Genomic DNA, 16,815 nt, shown 5'->3' on the forward strand with positions numbered 1-16,815 from the left:
TCAGGTCGCTCTTGCTAGTTGCGCGCTGGCGGTCCACGAACGTCCACTAATGGATGTCGTCACTGTGGTGGGTTTCCAGCGGTTTGGCACGTTGCCAAAGTGTAAAAATTCAATCAAATGCGCGGTGGTTAACATGATATTGGTCACCGACATACGTCCTTTCGCACCTTGTTTCCCGTCTGCACCATTTTGCAAATAGGACTCGGCGTAAGCTCTGGCGTCTGCCATGGACTTCACATTATCGATGTTGTGCAGCATCTTCACTCGATCGCCTGTCGCAGTGGCATCCCCGGCGCGATAACTAAAAAGCTGCTCGGCTTGCTGGTCATAACCATTGACTTCAACCGCTACGTACTTTGAACGAGCGCTATCGGGCAGATTGAGGGCGGTGAGGATGTCTCGGTTTAAGGTGTCAATTTGAATCACGTCGTCTTTAAAGTTACCCATCACAAGGCGCTTACCTTTGATGGCCATCGGCACACTGGTTTGCTCTGACAATCGCGTTAAAAATGCGGGAGTGGTTTCATCACGCTGCTCAATGCGAGCAAATTGAAAACCGGGCGTATCCGGCGCTTTGATAAACGATAGGCCGCTCTCTTTTGCCCAGGACTCGGCTACTCGCTCAAGCGTGACGCTCTCTTGTACCAAGCACTGTTGATTGTCGATAAAGCCTCGCTTAATGGTGGGCGGTTTGGCGTTTGCACCGACCATCACATCATCAGGCCCAATTTTGAATGACACTTCATCAATACTGAATTCCCCCCACAACCATTCATGGCGTTGGCCTTGTTCATCTAACCAGCCAATACCGGGCTTTAAGGTGTCGCCTTTGGTGGGATACCACGCCTGACAAAAGCGGCGGTCTTTGTTAAACAAAGTCAAAGACAAGGTATCCGTACCGGTTTGTTTGCTTTCCATCACATCGGTATAGGTCATGGACTTGACATAGCGACTGAGCTCAGCGGTCACATCCTTACCCGCCCAATGCAAAATGGCGAACGGACGAATGACTCCCGTGGCGATTAGGCCCATGGCGGCATTTCCACCGTGACGGTGTTCACCACCTTGGTGGCAGGGATAATAACGGTTTCACCGCCACGAAAAGTAAAGCTTGTCATGGTTCGGGTGAGCTCTCGGTTAGCCTCAAACAACGCGTCGACTAAGGTTTGACTGTTGGCGCGATAGGCGCGATAGCAAAGCTGCTCCCATCGTTCGCTCTGGCGTGCAATCAAAGTGTTCATGCGCGTACTTCCACAAGATCGATTTGGTAATTAACACTGGTGATAACGCCAGAGGGTAAGGTTTCAATATGAGTACGATTGATTTTACGAATGCAGAATTGCCCATGCACCACTGAGCCCACGACCAAAGCGCGAGGCACACCGTTTTCGCCCATTAATTCGAGCTGCTTGGTCATCTTCGTGATGTCGACAAAGTAGTTGTTGAAGATCAGTTCTAATGAAGCGGTGTGTTCATCTTCCCCCATATTTTGATGCGCGGGATAACCGTTAATGAGATCTTGCTTGTTGATCTTAAAAGTGCGCGAGTCGCTGATTTTGTTTGGCGTGAAGCGTCCCTTAAAGACCAAGTCACCAAAACCGCCCCATTGGGAGTAGTTCGTTGTTTGCTCTGTCATCTATGGTTCCTCATCATTGATGGTGTGACTCTCACCGGTGAGAGCGCTCTTGGCGGTAATTTCAGTCACATTAGGGTTGGTATAGTGTTTGTGTACGGTGAGCGCTAATGTGGCTTGCCAATCTTCGCGCCAAGTAAAGAGATCGTCTTTAGGGTCAAAGTCATCGTTTTGTTTTGGCTCACTCCAGCCGGATGATAGTTTGCGAGCGTCGGACATCTCCGCATCGCCCACGACCGTCAGGCGCTCACCGAATTCACCAAAGCCAGCAGGCAAGTCTTCGCCAATGTCTTTTAAAACAATCAGATCATGGGTGAGATAATCGGTCATGCGCAGGTTGAGTTGTATCTGTTGGCTAGATAAGAAGCATTGCGTGTTCCCGCCGCTGACCCTGGCTGAAATCACCACATCAAGGAGCATTTCATAAGCCGCGAACGAGCCTTGTGTCGTCAGTGCCAGTCGATTCAACGCGCGGATACCATTGAACATCACGCGTACTTCTTTTCTGGCCACCGCATTAGAGGGCTCAACCACCGCCTGCAGGCCAAGTGAGGTTTCCAGTGTTTTTTCTAATGTTCGTATCACTTTCATTGGATTGCTGCCTTTAACTGCTCTAATGCCATCTCTTGCTGTGCTTGCTGCTGCTCTGGGCTTAAGACCATGAACTCACGACTGGAGACTTTGACCTGTGGCGTTCGGATATACAGCACATAAAACACGCCTTTATCTGCGCCTTTGTTGTTTCGGTTGGCTTTGGTCTTCACCTTTTGACCAAAAGCCTTACCCCCCAAGGGCGCTCGTCCCATGATGGAATGCGGACGGTAGAAAATCTTCCAACCTTGACGCTCTAATCCTTCCAAGGTTTTACGCACCCCAACCACCTCGGAGCGTTTCTTTACCTGCTTGTTGATCGGTATGGCGAGCTGCTTGGCTTTCTTGGCCTTTATCACGCCGCCATTGTTAATCAGTGGCGCATGGGCTTTGTTGGTGCCCACTCGGTATTCATCTTGGCCAGCCTTGTACGTCAATGAAGCGTAGGTTTCTCCTGTATCAAATAGGGGCTTAGCCCCTGCGTTCTTGGTGTTTTTGGACAGTGGTGCATTGGGCTTAAACGTGCCGCTTTTCATGTTGTCGCGCACGCACTGCAAGCCAAAGGGAGCCAACGTCTCTGGCAGTCCCTCAATCGTTTTAGTGGTGTTGTGCAGTGCATCGAGAAACCCTTTCATCACTGATACGCTCCATTGAACTGTGTTTGAATCAGGCTTAAATTCTGCCTTTTATTTAGCGACCATCTGCCGAACGGAAGTTAATCAATTCTTCGGGAGATAAGCTGCACACTCACGAGAACAATAAGAAGGAAACCCCATGGCCCCACGCTCAAAGGTGGAATTGCACGGGCTGCTTGAGCGCGTCATTGAGATGTACACCGTGGACAAGATGAAGCTGGACGATATCGCGGAGGCGCTCAAAGAAGACGGCTTTGATATTTCACGTTCGTCAGTGCACCGTGTACTTCGCAGTAATCAGGAATTGATTGAAGAGCAGCGTCTGGTTCAAGAGCAAGCGGAGGTGTTTCTAAAGGAATTCAAAGACAGCCCCAACACCGACATCTCAGAGCTGAACTTACAAATCATGCAGCGTTACATGTTCAAAGTATTGCGTGAATTGGAGTTTGGCCCTGAGTCATTTAAAGATCCGAACAAGCTGGCTAACTTGTTAGCGCGACTATCGGATGCACAGGTGAACCTTGACCGATTGAAAGTCGAGTTTCGTAAAGGGGTCGATGCGGCAAAGGTCGAATTTGAAAGTCAGCTTACCGATATGCTCAAAGAAACACGTCCTGAGCTCTTACTTGAGCTGGTCGGCATCATTCAGACAATTCGTATCGACCAAAAACCGAAACGAGGCCGTCGATGAGCGGCCTCTTTGGTGGATTGTCCGATGCGGATTTAGAGAATATTCGAGACAGTGCGCATAGTGCCGCTGAGGACAAACGCGTCACGAAGAACACCAAAGCCCAAGCGCGGCATGATTTAGCTCGAAAACAAAAAGAAGAAAAGGCGCGTCAAAAGCGCCGCGCCAAATCTAAACGCGACTTTGCATACTTCTGTCAAACCTATATGCCGGATGCGTTCACGCTTGAGTTCAGTGAATACCAGCTCGCACTGACTCGCTTAGCAGCAGATCGACATTTGAATCATCAAGACGAAGCGCTGTTCAAAGCGCTCATTGACCCGCGTGACCACGGCTTTATCAAACAGCCCCTTACGCTTGAAAACGGCAAGCGTGGTGAGTACGAGGGCATTCTCGATATCGAGCCACGCGACCACGGTAAAACCACCCGTAACACTCAGGCTATGCCCTTATGGCTGGCGCTCAATCATCCAGGCTCTTTTATTGTCATTTGTGGTGCGTCCGCCGATAGCGCCAAAGAGATGATGGATGCCATCAAAGATGACTTAGAAGATAACGAATTGATTCTGGATGACTATGGGGAGCAGCGCGGCAACACCTGGACGAAACGCAAAATCAAACTGGCCAATGGCTCTTCTATCGTCGCGGTCGGTCGTGGGCAGCGGCTGCGTGGTATCAAGAACAAGTACCAACGTCCAACTCACATTATCTGTGATGACTTGCTCGATGACAAAGAGGTGGAATCGCCGACACTGCGTCGTCAGGCAGAGCGCTGGTTTAAACGCGTTATTATGAACCTGGGCAAAGGGGCGCTGACCATCATCGCCAACACCATCATGCACCCAGACGATTTACCGTCACGTCTGCTTAAACAAATTGAAGAGGGCCGTTTGCCTAACTGGTTGGGGTTGCGCTTCAGTGCCATTACCCCGTCGGGGCAATCCTTATTTCCATCACGTTGGAGCTTGAAAGAGTTAGACAATAAACGCATCGCGTCAGGCAGTGCGTGGTGGACAGAGTGGATGAACCGTCCCATTGCCGATGAAGATGCCGACTTCAAGGAAGAGTGGTTTGTCTACTTCAAACCTTATGAATTGGATCTTCGAGATTGCACCATTGGCATGGCGATTGACCCTGCTACGGGCCTTAAAAAAGGTGACTGGTCCTTTATTGCCGTGGTGGCTCGACACAAAATCACCATGGTGGATCATGTGCTGTTTGCCAAGGGCTGGAAAGAGTCGGATCTTAAGTTTGCCCAGCGCATTGTGGATGTCTTCCAGCAACACAGGCCGTCCTTTGTGATGTTCGAAACCGTTGCGTTCCAGAAGATTTACAAAAAAGAAGTGATGCGTTACGCCAAGAAGAAAGGCGTGCGCCTTCCAGTTCGTGAGTTCAAAGGGGGCAATAAGCAAGTGCGTATCAAGTCGCTCTCGTCACAGGTCGAGAACGGACTTATCCAATTCTTAGAGACTCAAACGCTGCTTCGTCAAATGTTTTTAGAATTCCCTCGTGGCCATGATGACGGACCCGATGCGGTGGAGATTGCCATCAGTGGATTCGAATCTGGCTTTGTGGGCGGCGCAACGCCACAAACGCCCAAGTCAATCAGTAGCGCCGCCAAAGCCCTCTCACGCTTTGGCGGTGGGGCCTTACGACGAATGATGCGTTAGGAGCCTTTATGTTCAACAAACTCGCAGAAATCAAAACCAAACTCAGTGATGTGCGCTCTATGCTGCGCAAGCTGGTGTGCATTGGCAAAGTGAGCAAGGTAGATGCCCAGCTGAGGCGCGTAAAGGTCACCTTCCCAGGGCTGCGTTACCCGGAGTCAGATTGGTTGCCTGTGCTGGGGCTACGAAGTAAGAGCGTCAGTATTTCATGCAACCTTGAGCCAGGTGAACAGGTGCTGTGCTTGTTCATCCCTAGCGGTTCAATGATGTCTGGCTTTGTGCTTGGCTCGATGGCGAACAAGTCAGCAAAGCCCTATATCGCGAACGTCGATAAGTTTGGGGTTCAGTTTAAAGACGGCACATTGCTTGAGTACGACCAGTCCACCCAAACGGGCGTGTTAAAGATTGGCGGTGGAACCCCTGCCATTACCGTCAATACAGAAAAGGTATTGATTGACGCGAAGCTGGAAGTCACAGGTGCAACCTCGCTCAATGACACCCTCAAGGTCGTAAAAGCGACGACCATGATGGATACGTTAACGGGAATGAAAACGGCCACCTTTACTGGTTTAGTGGGCGCAGCAGGTTACGGTAGCACTAGTGGTGGCGCAGCCGTGATGAGCAGCGGTGCCACCATGAAAGGGTCAGTGACCATCAATGGTGTCACGGTCGCCGTGATTAGCCATAAACACAATGATGCAGAAGGCAGACCAACGTCCACCGCAAATCAATAAATAACAAAACGCCCTCAAAGCGATTCTGAGGGCGCTTAATTTCTATCTGGTGTGAATGTTCAAATAATTTTATTCAAACTCATTCAAGCCGGATTTCAAACGAATTCAAACGGGGTACGCATGACCTACTCACTCAAATTTGCAGGAAGCGGACGAAACACCGATTTAGTGGCTGATATCAAGCAGTCACTTTTTATGATTGTGTACACTGGCAAAGGCGAACGTATTTATATGCCGGATTACGCCGCGGATGCCTTAGAGTATATTGATAAGCCTCAATGGGAAGTGCAAGGGTTGAAAGTCTCCATTGCTGAATCGGTGGCTAAGTATGAGCCTCGAGTCAAACTTGACAGTATTGTGGTCACTCAAACCGATTTGCCACAGGGCATTATTGGCATTAAGCTTTCTTGCCAAATCCTCGCCACAGGGCAAAGTGACGTGTTCGATTTTACCAACGCTTAAGCCTGCCGAACGGAAATTACCCCTCCAATAATCTCAGATACTGACTCGACTGATTAACAGGAGACAGTATCCATGGCCGAATTACTTCACGGCATCCGAACCATCGAATCGCTCACAGGTCCCATTTCGGTCATCGAAGTGTCGTCCAGTGTGATTGGGGTGTTTGGCACCTCTGAGTTGGCAACGCCATTAAAGCTTTACCACACCACCAATTACGATGACGCAAAGAAGACCTTCGGTGAAGGCACGCTCGCCAACGCCATTCGTCGCGTTCACCGCTATGTACCAAGTAACTCCATCTTATCAATCCCTTTAGGTAAGGACGGCGACTTCCCTGACGTTGAAGCGCCTGCGACCTCTGGCGTCACGATGAGCACATCCAGCGTCTCTATTTATATTGATGATGGCGCAAGCTTGCCTGTCACGATTTCAAACCCTCACGCTTGTCACATTGCGTACAGCTCGGACAATGACCTCATTGCTACCGTGGATGCTGATACGGGGGTAGTAACGCCGGTGAAAGCGGGTGTTGCTAACATCACCGCTTTGGTCACCTTTAATGAGGGTGAGAATGACGTAGATGAAGCCCATGTCTATGGCGTGACGGTCGCTCAAACCAACCCAAACGCAGGCAAGACCATGAGTCCAGCGACGCTGGGCGATTCTGTTGCAACAGCGTTCCTAGGCGCAGACTCTCAACCCAACGCGTTAATCAATCCGTACGAACAAACCGCAGTCTGGTCCATTGATGATGAAGCCCTTGCCTTGGTTGATAGTAGTGACGGCACGATCACCCCCCTTTCAGAAGGTCAAACGGTGGTCACCGTGACGCTCGCCTCCAAGAGCAACGTCAGCTACACCAATGACAGCGATGTGACAATCAATGTGGGTGAAGTTGCTGGCGTAGCGCTAACTTATGTTCTGACGGTGGCTCGTGTGACGGATGCGCTGCTAGCAAAATTCATGGAAGCGCTACCGTTACTGCGTAAAGCGAAACAGAGCTACGGCTTTTCATCCAAAATCAACATGGCGCCAGGCATCTTACACAAGGATGGCGCAATGGGGCTCGCAGTGGCCGCGGTCAGCACTATCCGCGGTATTTGGGTAGGAGATATGCCAGAGCATATTTCAACACCCACTGAGGCGTACGCTTGGAAGCAAAAGTACACCTCACAACGCGCGTATGTCGGCTGGCCACGTCCCAAAGTGTTAGACGAAGACGGAGCAACGGTGGTCGATTGGTACGCACCAAGCTTGTGCGGCCTCATTGCTCAGGTAGACCGCAACCAAACCGAGCAGAACATTGTGCCGGAAACCGGTTACTGGTGCTCCCCATCCAACTATATCATGGCCGATGTGATAGGCCCTTCCATTGATCTCGATTACATCCCAAGCGATCCATCGTGTGATGTGAACTACTTAAACGTGAACGGCATTACCACGCTGATGAACCACGGCGGTTGGAAGAACTTTGGTAACTACTCCAGCGCATTTCCAGCCAAGAGCGATTACCTGTCGTTTCTATCGGTGCGCCGAACGGCAGACATCATAGAAGAAAGCATTGAGGACGCTACACGTCAGTTCTTAGACTTTCCGATGTTCACCAGCCCAACGGACATTGCCAATACGACCTGTGGCCGCGTGAAAGATACGGTGAACGATTATCTTCGCTCGAAAGAAGGCACCGCATTGGTGTACAGCAATGTGTCAATTGATGCCGGTGACAACCCGCTCACCAATCTGATGCAAGGCAAAATTAAGTACCGCTATCGAATGACACCGCCTGTGCCTATGCAGAGTGTGGAATTTGAAGCCGAAATTTATGTTGAAGGGTTAGAAAGCGCCTTTAACAAACTGATTGCATGAGGTAAATCATGGCAGAGAAAAGTGTGGTCTGGCGTGACCAGATGGCGTTCATTAATGAAACCCAATACGTCGGACGCGTAAAAAGCGCAAGCAGCGACCTACAGCGCAAGATGGCCACGGTGGGCGGCTTAGGGGGTTTGGGTGATGTCGAAGTGCCAACCGGCAAGTACGAAGCCCCAACGGCAACGGTCGAGTTTCAGTCGGTGGCGCTTGGCGACGTGGCTCAACTGACCAATAACGATGGGTGGATAAAACTGCGTCTCACCGGACAAGTACGCATGCTGGATTCCGAAACAGGGACCAAGATTATTGATGCGGGCATTACTCGACTTCATGGGTTTGTGAAAAACCCTCCGGTGCCTGGTTATAACGATGAAGGCTCACCGTACACCGCCAACATTGCTGTGCATTTTATTGAGATCAGCAATACCTCAGGACGCGTCTTCATGCTCGACATGCAAACCGGTGCGAAATACCCGCCGGATGCACCAGGGCAATTTGGTATCACCGTGACCTTGTAAGGAGTCGATATGCGAATTCGTAAGTTGGAAATTGTGGCAGATGGCATTCAAAAAAATGGTCAACCCGTCACGAAAGCGCAGCTCGAATCGGTGGTTCGCCATTATAAATCGGACGCCCGCCCGCCTGTGACCCCAGGCCACCCAACCAAAGGCAGCGATCAGATTGCCGCGTTGGGGCGAGCGTCCAACCTCAGAACGGAAGCTGGCAGTGGCGATAAAAGTGGAAAAACCGTCCTTGTGGGTGAGGTGATTTACACCCCCGAGATGGAAACACTGGAAGATTCGGGCAAGTTTGAAGGTTTCAGTGCTGGCATCCATCCAGTACCGGATAAAGAGGGTGAGTGGTACATGCACCACCTTGCTTTCTTGGGGCAGCTTCCTCCGGCGGCGGACACGAAAACCCGTGATGTGGTGGATCTAAGCGATAGCGACTTTTGTGATGACGCTATCTATCTCAGTGCAGATGTCGGTACTCAACCTGGCTCTGATGACAATGAAACAGGAATAACCATGAAGAAAGACGAACTCAAAACGCTGCTTGGCGATGTCGTCAAAGAGCAGCTTGACGGTATGGGGATTAAACCTAATACGCCGCCAGTTAAAAAAGACGGTGAGCAAAACAAAGGTGGAGAGCCGACTAAGACCGATGACGACAAATCAAACGGTGCGGTTACTGCGATGCAAGAAACGTTGGCAGGCGATCGTAAAGAAACACTGACTGAACTTGCGGACTCGCGTGAAATGAGCGACGAGCTTCGCAAGAGTGTGAAAGTCATGATTGAAGGTGCTTCGTCGATTGAACTTTGCGCATCAGGCGACGGTAATCGTTACAGCCAGCTCAAAGGTATGCTGAGCGCGATGCCTGAAAAGAGTGCAACCCCACCTAAAAAGTCGGCGTGGGATGCATTGACTCAAAATCTAGAGCTTGCCGATGGAGGCAATGCTCAAAAAGATAACTTTGATCCGGAGGGTTGGTAATGGAATTTGGAATGAAAACCACCATCAAGGGCGCACCCGCCATTGTCGGCAGTTATACCGGTGGCAACGTCATCCAACAAATGATGGTCAATGGCATCACCGATTTAGAGCCAGGTCATGTTGTGGTGATCACTGATGGCATGATCACTGGGCGTTGGGACGGCTCCCCGTTGATCACCGTTCAAGATGATGGCGCTGGCAATCTTACCGTCACTCAAGTGACGCTAGGGGTAGTCACCACCAAACAAATGAAAGGTGATGGGTCTGTTTCAGTACTTCGCCTTGGCGCGTACCTTCGTGACCGTGTGGTGCTTGCGGATGACTCTGCGCTCACCGCCGCGAATGAATTTACGCTTTCTTGCGTTCAACTCTTTGCAGAAGGAGCCTGGTTATGAGTCCCCTAGAGCAACAAAAAGCCAAACAAGACGGTGTCTTTTCTAAAGCGCTGCGTGACGCGTCGAATGCCTTTGTTCAAATGGGCGCTCACCCACGCACACTGCTGCACCATTCACGCCGTAATGATTTGATTGAGCAAGCCATCGCAAAGCTTCACCTCTTAAAACGTGAAGGTGACGCTTATCATCAAATGGGTAACCCCGCGCTGCAGGCCACGCCAAATATCGACGCAGAGTCAAAAGGTAAATTGACAATCGAGCCTGTCGGTTTTCGTAAAGTGGATGATTCACCGGTTGTGTACTCAGAGCTTGGCGTTGATGTGCAAAACGGCGGTTTGAATTTTGTTCTCAATAACCCCTACGAGCAAATCGTAAAGTACACCTCGAGTGATGAATCGGTGGCCACCGTCGATGAAAAATCAGGACTTATCACCCCGGTTGGTGATGGTGAAGTGACGATTCATGTCGCCCTAACGAAAAAAGGGGAATACCCACGCGTCGAAGATAGCGTTGGTTTGGTGATTGCGGATGAGCCAAAAGAAGACTCAGAGCCATCCCCCGATGGTGACGCGCAATCAGACAACAACGCTTCTGAGTCAGGCTTAGACAAATAACCCCACCCATTAATGCATGCCGCTGTTTGATAAGCGGCGATAAAGAGAACAAAGCATGGATATTATTGATATTTTACGCGGTCTGTTAGCCCCTCAAGAGTGGGCTGAGCTGCTGAACAACTACAAAAAACGCAAGCCAGTGCCTATGCGTATTCGCAAGAAGGTGTTTGGGGATGCGGTGTTTTACCCAAGTGTGCGCATCCCCTGGAATGTACTCAAAGAGACCCTGTCTAACATTCCGGTGGTACGTCGCGGCACTAAAGCGTATCAGTTGGGTGGTAATGACTTAGAAACTCAATCTATCGAGCCACAGGGCTTTTCGACGGTATCGCATGTGTCAGCGGCGGAGCTCAACAACCTCAAGGCACTAGGTTTAAAAAACATTAAAAAGTTTTTTGAAATGCTTCAGTTTGGTGTGATGCGCAAGATTGAAGTCTCAACCGAAGCGCTGTGCGCTCAATCGCTAACAGGTAAGATTGCCTATCCAATGAAAACCGCAGACGGCGCAATGGAATTGTTTGAAGTGGATTTTGGGGAAACCCTGCGCTACAACTTTAACAACTCACTGAAAGCCACAGACGCCACCATCGAACAAGTGTACACCGCATTGCAAGAGATGGATGAAGTCATTCAAGCGAAAGGTTATGGCGCAAACTTGGAAGTGTTGAGTGGTAAAACATTGTTTGCTCGCATTGTCACCTTAGCAGGAAAAAATAAATCCAACGTGCTCGATGTGAAAGTCAGTAAGGGGCAAGTCAATGTCGGCGGCTACCTCATCAACCTTGAAAATGGTTCATACGAAACCATGGTTGGCGGTACGAAAACCCGCGTAAAAACCGTTGATGATGACAAGATGGTGATGATTGACCTTGATGCTGGCCACACACCGTACTATGCCGCACTCGATGATTTGGACGCAGGCCTTCAGGCCTTACCTTTCTTCTCGAAGGTGAAGAAAGTCGACGACCCAAGTGGCGCGGATGTGTACACCATGTCAAAACCTTTGCCTGCAGTTGTCGTCGATGCCATCTGCTGGGCGGATGACGCACTGAAGTAAGGAGTGATAATGACTATTACCCTTACCGAGTTAAGAGCGATGGTCACCATCCAGGGAGTCTCGAGCTCCCTGGATGAACAAATCTACCACTCCTTAACTTACAACGATGAGAATAACGCTCAAACCGCTTGTCAATCCGCCGCGCGTTGGTGCTATGCCTATCTTGGTCAAAAGAATGCCTTGTCTCGCCTTTATAGCGAGGATGACAAAGAAGTGTTGGCTGAAGGCATGACTCAAAGGGCGATTTACGAGTTAGGTGAAATCAGCGAGTTTGATTTTGATGACCGCAAAGACGAAGCGCTCGCATTAATCAACGCCTTGCTTGGCCTTAATACCGGCACTGAAAGCGGTGCCCAATACACAGGAGCTGCGATTGCCCGTGATAAAGAATCTCACATTATCGTCCCTTATCGCCCGGCTTCCCACCGACGTTATCGTTAATCACTACCCATTACCTGCAGAGCTCGGCAACGCTCGCTACCAAAGCAGCAATTACTATTTTGGGGCCATTCGCGCCATGCTGCTCGATGAAGAGGTCGCATCAAGCATTGAAATGCGTCATGCCACGGCCATGACGGTGCCCTACGTGATGGAAGGCTCGGCCAATGACATCGCGTTTTACAACGAGGTGATGGCAGACTTTGATTTAGAAATGTTGATGGAGCAGATGTTAAGTGCGACGGAATTTGGTTTTATGCCCGTGGAGCTTATCTGGGAGAAAGTCGACTCACAGCTTTGCCTCATTCACTCAGAGCCCAAACGGCCTGAAGACTTTCGCCTATTGAAAGATGGCACCTTAGTGTACAGCGCCGTGGACTACACAGCAAAAACGCCTGTGGCAGGGAAAGTCATTCCTGTGCTGCGCAATGCAACCACCGAGCGTCCATACGGCGAAACCATCTTAGAGTCAGTGTGGCCCATTTGGCAAAGTAAGTGGATAAGCTGGGCCAACATCGAGCGACTGGGTGAGAAATACGCGATCCCAACCGCGATTGCTCTGGCTGAAAATGCCAATGGCGGGGATGACGTACAAGCGATAGCCAACTCGTTGGCCCCTGTGATGAACGGAGATGCGGTGGCACTCTCTGGTGTAAAAGAAATCGTCACCCTTGATGCAAACGGTAAGGTGGATGAACTGCTTCGAACCATTGAATACATCGACAATAAAATCTCCAAGCGCATCACTGGGCAGACTCTCACAGGCGGTAACCAAAAGTACGGTTCTCGCTCTTTGGGTGAAGTTCACGAGCGCGCAGCCATGCGCGTCTCCAAGCGTGATGCTCGAATGGTGCATAAGACGCTTAACGATACGCTGTTAAAATGGATATTCTTAGCCAACGGTCGTGAAGGCAGTATCAAAATCCGAGTGGATGAGGATGCCTACAAAGCCATGTTGGAATCGGCATTGGCGAATGGCTCAGGGGTTGACCCTGTACAAGGTTTTAATCAACGTCCAAGTCTGGAGTTTTCAGACGTACCAGGAAAGCATCTATGTCTGCTTTAAAGAGTATCGACAAGAAAGAGACCAGTAACCTCACCAAATTACAGCGCCTCGAAGATGAGGCGCTTTCATTAACCGTCAAAAGCCTTTCAAGCGAACTGGAAGCAGCGTTCAAAGCGCATTCAAACCCAGACGATATCGATATCACTCAAGTGGCAACGCAATACACCAACATCTATGCCGCTTCGATGATGGTGAGTTGGCTGCTGGGCCAAGCGCATATCCATAATGCGATCAATGATGCCAGCGAGAAACCTCTCGAACTCACTTATGCGCCGATTTATCTCGCCGTGGATGAGGTGCCTTTTCAGGAAGCGATTGATTCACTCAAAGCCATGATACCGACCGATACCCAAGCGTATCGGCAGATGGAAGCGGCGCATCACGCTCTGAAACGTTAGGGAACCTCCGTCAACTTCTTGAGCAAGAAGGACTCTCTCAGGTCAATCCTTATTGGTTAGAGTTGCATTATCGCAATAATATGATGACCGCATACAATTCAGGTCGTTGGACTCAAATTGCTCATAATGATTTAGTCGAGTTTTTGGTGTATTCGTCGGTGCTCGATTCGGGCACCACAGAGCTGTGCAGAAAGCTTGATGGCGTTATTAAACCTAAAGACGACCCATTTTGGGAAAGTTTTTACCCGCCCAATCACCATAAATGCCGCGCGACCGTTTCAGTGCTATCACGCAAGCAATATGAAGCACTACCCGCATCGATACGGCAGGCCTCTGCAGAGGTCAGTGGCACAGCCTTGGATAAGGATGCGACAACAGGCAAAGAGCATCAGTTTACTAGCTCGCCATTAGTATCAATGAAAACGCTGCCAGTATCGATGATGGAGCGGGCGCAAGAATATGGACTGATCCAAAGCATTCTCAACTACTCTCACGCACAAAGTAAACGTGTATTGAAAGAGCAAGCCGAAGCCGTCGCGAAACAAGGCTTATCGGCTACCACACTCAATAACGCGATAAAGCAAGCGCCAGAGCTAGAGCCGTTTCGGGAAATGATACAAGAGAAGTTGATGACCTCACCTGATGAGGTGTTGTTCGCTTTTGATGAATTGGAGAGTGAGGACTTTTTACCTAGCGTGCAGTTTGTGCTTGAGTTAGACGATTCGCTCAGGGCGGTGGCGTTTGCGAGTGCGTATGGCAATACACGGGTTTACCGAGTAAGCGCTGCCACTCAGCAAGTGCTTTCCAAGCAGGTGTTTATTGAACTGCAGTAACAACCTTTCATTTTAATTATTTCAATAGCTTGATTTATGGACAGTATGACCGCATAACAATACGTTGTATTCGTCAAATATTTAGTCCTTATGCAAATCAAAAAAGAGTTTGATTACTATCAAACATTACACCAAACCATAACGCATGCTTTGCTTCATCTATTGTTCCAAGTATCGGCTAGCTCGCGTTTCGTTCCCATTGCAAAGCGTAATGAGATTTTATTGAAATATCTAAAGCCCAAAATGAGTGATAAGACTTACGCTGCGATTAAAAAAGACATTCGCTTGATGCTTCAAGCGGCTCGAACAAAAGAAGGGAACCTAGAGATGAAGCTCTATCAACTTAATGACCAGGCTAAAAAGACCAAGCTCGCTGGTGCGGAGAAGCTGTACTCACTGCTCGTGCATCTATATGACGAAGAAGGCATTGAGTCGAGACTTTTTGAGGAAGGAACTGAGGCAGAACCGAGTGTTTTGTATATGTTAGAAGAACATATTGAACAGGGTTTCGACAATATGACACAGATTAGTCCTCTGTCTATGTTAATTCAACATGAGAGAGCGTATGACCTCATTGACAGTATTCATCGACATGGTTTGTTTATCGCAGAAATGAAAGAGTGGAATGCAAAAACGCATCAAGCTCACCTGCTGTTACATCCTGCAGAGCTCTAATTAACTCAAGTTATCATCACAAAGCACTGGCTATTCCCGACACACCATACTAGTGTCGTGTTCACGTTGAATTTACATGGAATTTCAGCATGTTAACGATTAAACCTGAACATAAAACGCTGGTGAGTTTGATTATTGAACAGTCTAAACAAGGTCATGTTGACCCTATCTCTGTATCCCAAATGCTGCCTGAGCACTCTGTCCATCACGTGGCCTTTGTTATCGAACAGCTTTCACAACAGCCCTATCCAGATTTAACGCAATTAATTCGAAACAATTAACTGTATAAATACACAGTTTTGCGTGATAAGGTTGATAGGTGTTTTGATGCCTTGAGTACCTGAGACCCAAGACCTTTTTGATAAAGGAATTGGAGAGGAAGCAGCAAAACGCCGCCAGCTTTAATTCTTTATTGCTGGCGGCTTTCAATCGCTATTTGTGTTCAAGGCTCTTGCTAACAGGAGATAAGAATGCACCAACACACACTGCACGATGGCCGTGCCACCCTCATCCATGCCGATTGTTTAACCTACCTTAAAACGCTTGAAGACAACTCCGTTGATCTGATTTTAACCGACCCACCATACTTCCAAGTCAAACGTAATGCCTGGGACAATCAGTGGCCAGATGTCGCTTCATTTCTAGCCTGGCTCGATGAAGTGCTTCTCGAGTTCTGGCGAATCCTTAAACCCTCAGGAGGTCTTTATCTGTTCTGTGGTTCAAAGCTGGCCAGTGATACTGAAATTCTCATCAGAAGCCGCTTTGAAGTGTTTAACCACATCATTTGGGCCAAACCGTCAGGCCCATGGCGAATAATGCACAAACCGGACTTGCGCATGTTCTTTCCGTCCACCGAACGTATTTTATTTGCTGGCCACTATAACGCTGAAGGCTATGCCAAAGGTTGCTCTGGTTACGCTTCTAAATGCAATAAGCTCAAGAAACACGTATTCAAACCTTTGATGGATTACTTCATCAATGCTCGTAAACAACTTGGTGTGACAGCAAAAGAAATCAATGCGGCAACAGGGACACAAATGTGCTCTCATTGGTTTAATGAAAGCCAATGGAAACTCCCCAACAAAGCGCAATACCAAAAGCTTCAACAGCTTTTCGCAAGTAAAAAGGGAGAATTAACCAAGACGCATGGCGACCTAGTGGAGGAGTATGACGCTTTAAAAAATAACTACCAAAACTTGGTATTGGAATACGATGATCTAAAAGCGCAATACGAACATTTACGTCGACCGTTCTCCGTCACCAGTGAGGTGCCTTATACCGATGTCTGGCAGTTTGCTCCGGTGCAATATTATCCAGGTAAGCATCCTTGCGAAAAACCACAAGACTTACTGCAACATATCATTACCGCCAGCAGCCGTGAACATGATGTGGTGCTCGATGCGTTTATGGGCAGTGGCTCTACAGGTAAGGCGTGTTTGAGTTTAAATCGACGTTTTATCGGCATTGAAATGGAAGAGGAAACGTTTGAACAAACGCTGGAGTCGATGAGAAATATTCAATATTAGTCCGCAACTTAAAAAGAGAAGGCGCTTAATTGCGCCTT

At 49.0% G+C, this 16,815-nt stretch carries 21 protein-coding genes and 1 pseudogene; 17 read left to right on the top strand and 5 right to left on the bottom strand.

Going from position 1 to position 16,815, the window contains the following annotated elements:
• Genes HRQ85_RS12790 through HRQ85_RS12810 form a run of 5 tightly spaced genes read right to left on the bottom strand, consistent with a single transcriptional unit; the run spans position 1 to position 2,859 of the window.
• Positions 1-1,032 (bottom strand): phage late control D family protein, encoded by a 1,032-nt coding sequence (locus HRQ85_RS12790; protein ID WP_172379778.1) that lies wholly within the window; start codon positions 1,030-1,032, stop codon positions 1-3.
• Entirely contained in the window at positions 1,023-1,241 is a 219-nt protein-coding gene (locus tag HRQ85_RS12795) for a hypothetical protein (protein WP_172379779.1), read from the bottom strand. The genes HRQ85_RS12790 and HRQ85_RS12795 overlap by 10 nt, the downstream gene beginning before the upstream one ends.
• Positions 1,238-1,636 (bottom strand): phage tail protein, encoded by a 399-nt coding sequence (locus HRQ85_RS12800; RefSeq protein ID WP_172379780.1) that lies wholly within the window; start codon positions 1,634-1,636, stop codon positions 1,238-1,240. Before HRQ85_RS12800 ends, HRQ85_RS12795 begins: the two co-directional genes overlap by 4 nt.
• Complete coding sequence (locus HRQ85_RS12805; RefSeq protein WP_172379781.1) at positions 1,637-2,224, bottom strand: hypothetical protein; 588 nt, start codon at positions 2,222-2,224, stop codon at positions 1,637-1,639.
• Positions 2,221-2,859 (bottom strand): hypothetical protein, encoded by a 639-nt coding sequence (locus tag HRQ85_RS12810; RefSeq protein ID WP_172380066.1) that lies wholly within the window; start codon positions 2,857-2,859, stop codon positions 2,221-2,223. Before HRQ85_RS12810 ends, HRQ85_RS12805 begins: the two co-directional genes overlap by 4 nt.
• 139 nt (positions 2,860-2,998) lie before the next feature.
• On the opposite strand from HRQ85_RS12810, the gene HRQ85_RS12815 reads away from it, so the two are divergent.
• The 17 genes and pseudogenes from HRQ85_RS12815 (at position 2,999) to HRQ85_RS12890 (ending at position 16,777) form a co-directional block, all read left to right on the top strand.
• Entirely contained in the window at positions 2,999-3,550 is a 552-nt protein-coding gene (locus tag HRQ85_RS12815) for a phage protein Gp27 family protein (protein ID WP_172379782.1), read from the top strand.
• On the top strand, positions 3,547-5,217 hold the full coding sequence (gene terL, locus HRQ85_RS12820) for a phage terminase large subunit (RefSeq protein WP_172379783.1): 1,671 nt from the start codon (positions 3,547-3,549) through the stop codon (positions 5,215-5,217). The genes HRQ85_RS12815 and terL overlap by 4 nt, the downstream gene beginning before the upstream one ends.
• An 8-nt stretch (positions 5,218-5,225) precedes the next feature.
• Complete coding sequence (locus tag HRQ85_RS12825) at positions 5,226-5,948, top strand: phage baseplate assembly protein V (RefSeq protein ID WP_172379784.1); 723 nt, start codon at positions 5,226-5,228, stop codon at positions 5,946-5,948.
• Between the two features lie 120 nt (positions 5,949-6,068).
• Positions 6,069-6,410: a GPW/gp25 family protein gene (locus HRQ85_RS12830; RefSeq protein WP_048615433.1), complete on the top strand. Its 342-nt coding sequence runs from the start codon at positions 6,069-6,071 to the stop codon at positions 6,408-6,410.
• A 72-nt stretch (positions 6,411-6,482) separates the two neighbouring features.
• Positions 6,483-8,276, top strand: coding sequence for a phage tail sheath family protein (locus HRQ85_RS12835; RefSeq protein WP_172379785.1), 1,794 nt, complete (start codon positions 6,483-6,485; stop codon positions 8,274-8,276).
• 8 nt (positions 8,277-8,284) lie between these two features.
• Positions 8,285-8,797 carry a phage major tail tube protein gene (locus HRQ85_RS12840; RefSeq protein WP_172379786.1) on the top strand — a complete coding sequence of 171 codons (513 nt, stop codon included), beginning with the start codon at positions 8,285-8,287 and terminating at the stop codon, positions 8,795-8,797.
• A gap of 9 nt (positions 8,798-8,806) precedes the next feature.
• The gene (locus tag HRQ85_RS12845) at positions 8,807-9,775 is read left to right on the top strand and encodes a hypothetical protein (RefSeq protein WP_172379787.1); all 969 of its coding nucleotides are present in this window, start codon (positions 8,807-8,809) and stop codon (positions 9,773-9,775) included.
• An 11-nt stretch (positions 9,776-9,786) separates the two neighbouring features.
• Positions 9,787-10,170, top strand: coding sequence for a hypothetical protein (locus HRQ85_RS12850; protein WP_172379788.1), 384 nt, complete (start codon positions 9,787-9,789; stop codon positions 10,168-10,170).
• Positions 10,167-10,784, top strand: coding sequence for an Ig-like domain-containing protein (locus tag HRQ85_RS12855; RefSeq protein ID WP_172379789.1), 618 nt, complete (start codon positions 10,167-10,169; stop codon positions 10,782-10,784). The genes HRQ85_RS12850 and HRQ85_RS12855 overlap by 4 nt, the downstream gene beginning before the upstream one ends.
• A 55-nt stretch (positions 10,785-10,839) precedes the next feature.
• Positions 10,840-11,841 carry a major capsid protein gene (locus tag HRQ85_RS12860; RefSeq protein ID WP_172379790.1) on the top strand — a complete coding sequence of 334 codons (1,002 nt, stop codon included), beginning with the start codon at positions 10,840-10,842 and terminating at the stop codon, positions 11,839-11,841.
• A gap of 9 nt (positions 11,842-11,850) precedes the next feature.
• Positions 11,851-12,282, top strand: a complete 432-nt coding sequence (locus tag HRQ85_RS12865; RefSeq protein WP_172379791.1) for a hypothetical protein — start codon at positions 11,851-11,853, stop codon at positions 12,280-12,282.
• Entirely contained in the window at positions 12,221-13,345 is a 1,125-nt protein-coding gene (locus tag HRQ85_RS12870; protein WP_253918858.1) for a phage portal protein family protein, read from the top strand. The genes HRQ85_RS12865 and HRQ85_RS12870 overlap by 62 nt, the downstream gene beginning before the upstream one ends.
• Complete coding sequence (locus tag HRQ85_RS26235; RefSeq protein ID WP_253918859.1) at positions 13,333-13,743, top strand: hypothetical protein; 411 nt, start codon at positions 13,333-13,335, stop codon at positions 13,741-13,743. Before HRQ85_RS12870 ends, HRQ85_RS26235 begins: the two co-directional genes overlap by 13 nt.
• Positions 13,744-13,790: 47 nt before the next feature.
• Positions 13,791-14,576: pseudogene (locus HRQ85_RS26240) on the top strand (phage head morphogenesis protein); the annotation flags it as partial.
• A 90-nt stretch (positions 14,577-14,666) separates the two neighbouring features.
• Positions 14,667-15,251, top strand: coding sequence for a DUF2913 family protein (locus HRQ85_RS12880; protein WP_172379792.1), 585 nt, complete (start codon positions 14,667-14,669; stop codon positions 15,249-15,251).
• Between the two features lie 89 nt (positions 15,252-15,340).
• Positions 15,341-15,532 carry a hypothetical protein gene (locus HRQ85_RS12885; protein WP_048615443.1) on the top strand — a complete coding sequence of 64 codons (192 nt, stop codon included), beginning with the start codon at positions 15,341-15,343 and terminating at the stop codon, positions 15,530-15,532.
• A 189-nt stretch (positions 15,533-15,721) separates the two neighbouring features.
• Positions 15,722-16,777 carry a DNA-methyltransferase gene (locus tag HRQ85_RS12890; protein WP_172379793.1) on the top strand — a complete coding sequence of 352 codons (1,056 nt, stop codon included), beginning with the start codon at positions 15,722-15,724 and terminating at the stop codon, positions 16,775-16,777.
• Positions 16,778-16,815 lie beyond the last annotated feature (38 nt).

It is taken from the genome of Vibrio sp. Vb339, from assembly GCF_902751245.1.
In the GTDB taxonomy this organism is placed as follows: domain Bacteria; phylum Pseudomonadota; class Gammaproteobacteria; order Enterobacterales; family Vibrionaceae; genus Vibrio; species Vibrio coralliirubri.

Bases quoted from the DNA above. Each gene is read 5' to 3' on its own strand.
- HRQ85_RS12790 (WP_172379778.1), bottom strand. From the start codon at position 1,032: ATGGGCCTAATCGCCACGGGAGTCATTCGTCCGTTCGCCATTTTGCAT.
- HRQ85_RS12795 (WP_172379779.1), bottom strand. From the start codon at position 1,241: ATGAACACTTTGATTGCACGCCAGAGCGAACGATGGGAGCAGCTTTGC.
- HRQ85_RS12800 (WP_172379780.1), bottom strand. From the start codon at position 1,636: ATGACAGAGCAAACAACGAACTACTCCCAATGGGGCGGTTTTGGTGAC.
- HRQ85_RS12805 (WP_172379781.1), bottom strand. From the start codon at position 2,224: ATGAAAGTGATACGAACATTAGAAAAAACACTGGAAACCTCACTTGGC.
- HRQ85_RS12810 (WP_172380066.1), bottom strand. From the start codon at position 2,859: ATGAAAGGGTTTCTCGATGCACTGCACAACACCACTAAAACGATTGAG.
- HRQ85_RS12815 (WP_172379782.1), top strand. From the start codon at position 2,999: ATGGCCCCACGCTCAAAGGTGGAATTGCACGGGCTGCTTGAGCGCGTC.
- terL (WP_172379783.1), top strand. From the start codon at position 3,547: ATGAGCGGCCTCTTTGGTGGATTGTCCGATGCGGATTTAGAGAATATT.
- HRQ85_RS12825 (WP_172379784.1), top strand. From the start codon at position 5,226: ATGTTCAACAAACTCGCAGAAATCAAAACCAAACTCAGTGATGTGCGC.
- HRQ85_RS12830 (WP_048615433.1), top strand. From the start codon at position 6,069: ATGACCTACTCACTCAAATTTGCAGGAAGCGGACGAAACACCGATTTA.
- HRQ85_RS12835 (WP_172379785.1), top strand. From the start codon at position 6,483: ATGGCCGAATTACTTCACGGCATCCGAACCATCGAATCGCTCACAGGT.
- HRQ85_RS12840 (WP_172379786.1), top strand. From the start codon at position 8,285: ATGGCAGAGAAAAGTGTGGTCTGGCGTGACCAGATGGCGTTCATTAAT.
- HRQ85_RS12845 (WP_172379787.1), top strand. From the start codon at position 8,807: ATGCGAATTCGTAAGTTGGAAATTGTGGCAGATGGCATTCAAAAAAAT.
- HRQ85_RS12850 (WP_172379788.1), top strand. From the start codon at position 9,787: ATGAAAACCACCATCAAGGGCGCACCCGCCATTGTCGGCAGTTATACC.
- HRQ85_RS12855 (WP_172379789.1), top strand. From the start codon at position 10,167: ATGAGTCCCCTAGAGCAACAAAAAGCCAAACAAGACGGTGTCTTTTCT.
- HRQ85_RS12860 (WP_172379790.1), top strand. From the start codon at position 10,840: ATGGATATTATTGATATTTTACGCGGTCTGTTAGCCCCTCAAGAGTGG.
- HRQ85_RS12865 (WP_172379791.1), top strand. From the start codon at position 11,851: ATGACTATTACCCTTACCGAGTTAAGAGCGATGGTCACCATCCAGGGA.
- HRQ85_RS26235 (WP_253918859.1), top strand. From the start codon at position 13,333: ATGTCTGCTTTAAAGAGTATCGACAAGAAAGAGACCAGTAACCTCACC.
- HRQ85_RS12880 (WP_172379792.1), top strand. From the start codon at position 14,667: ATGCAAATCAAAAAAGAGTTTGATTACTATCAAACATTACACCAAACC.
- HRQ85_RS12885 (WP_048615443.1), top strand. From the start codon at position 15,341: ATGTTAACGATTAAACCTGAACATAAAACGCTGGTGAGTTTGATTATT.
- HRQ85_RS12890 (WP_172379793.1), top strand. From the start codon at position 15,722: ATGCACCAACACACACTGCACGATGGCCGTGCCACCCTCATCCATGCC.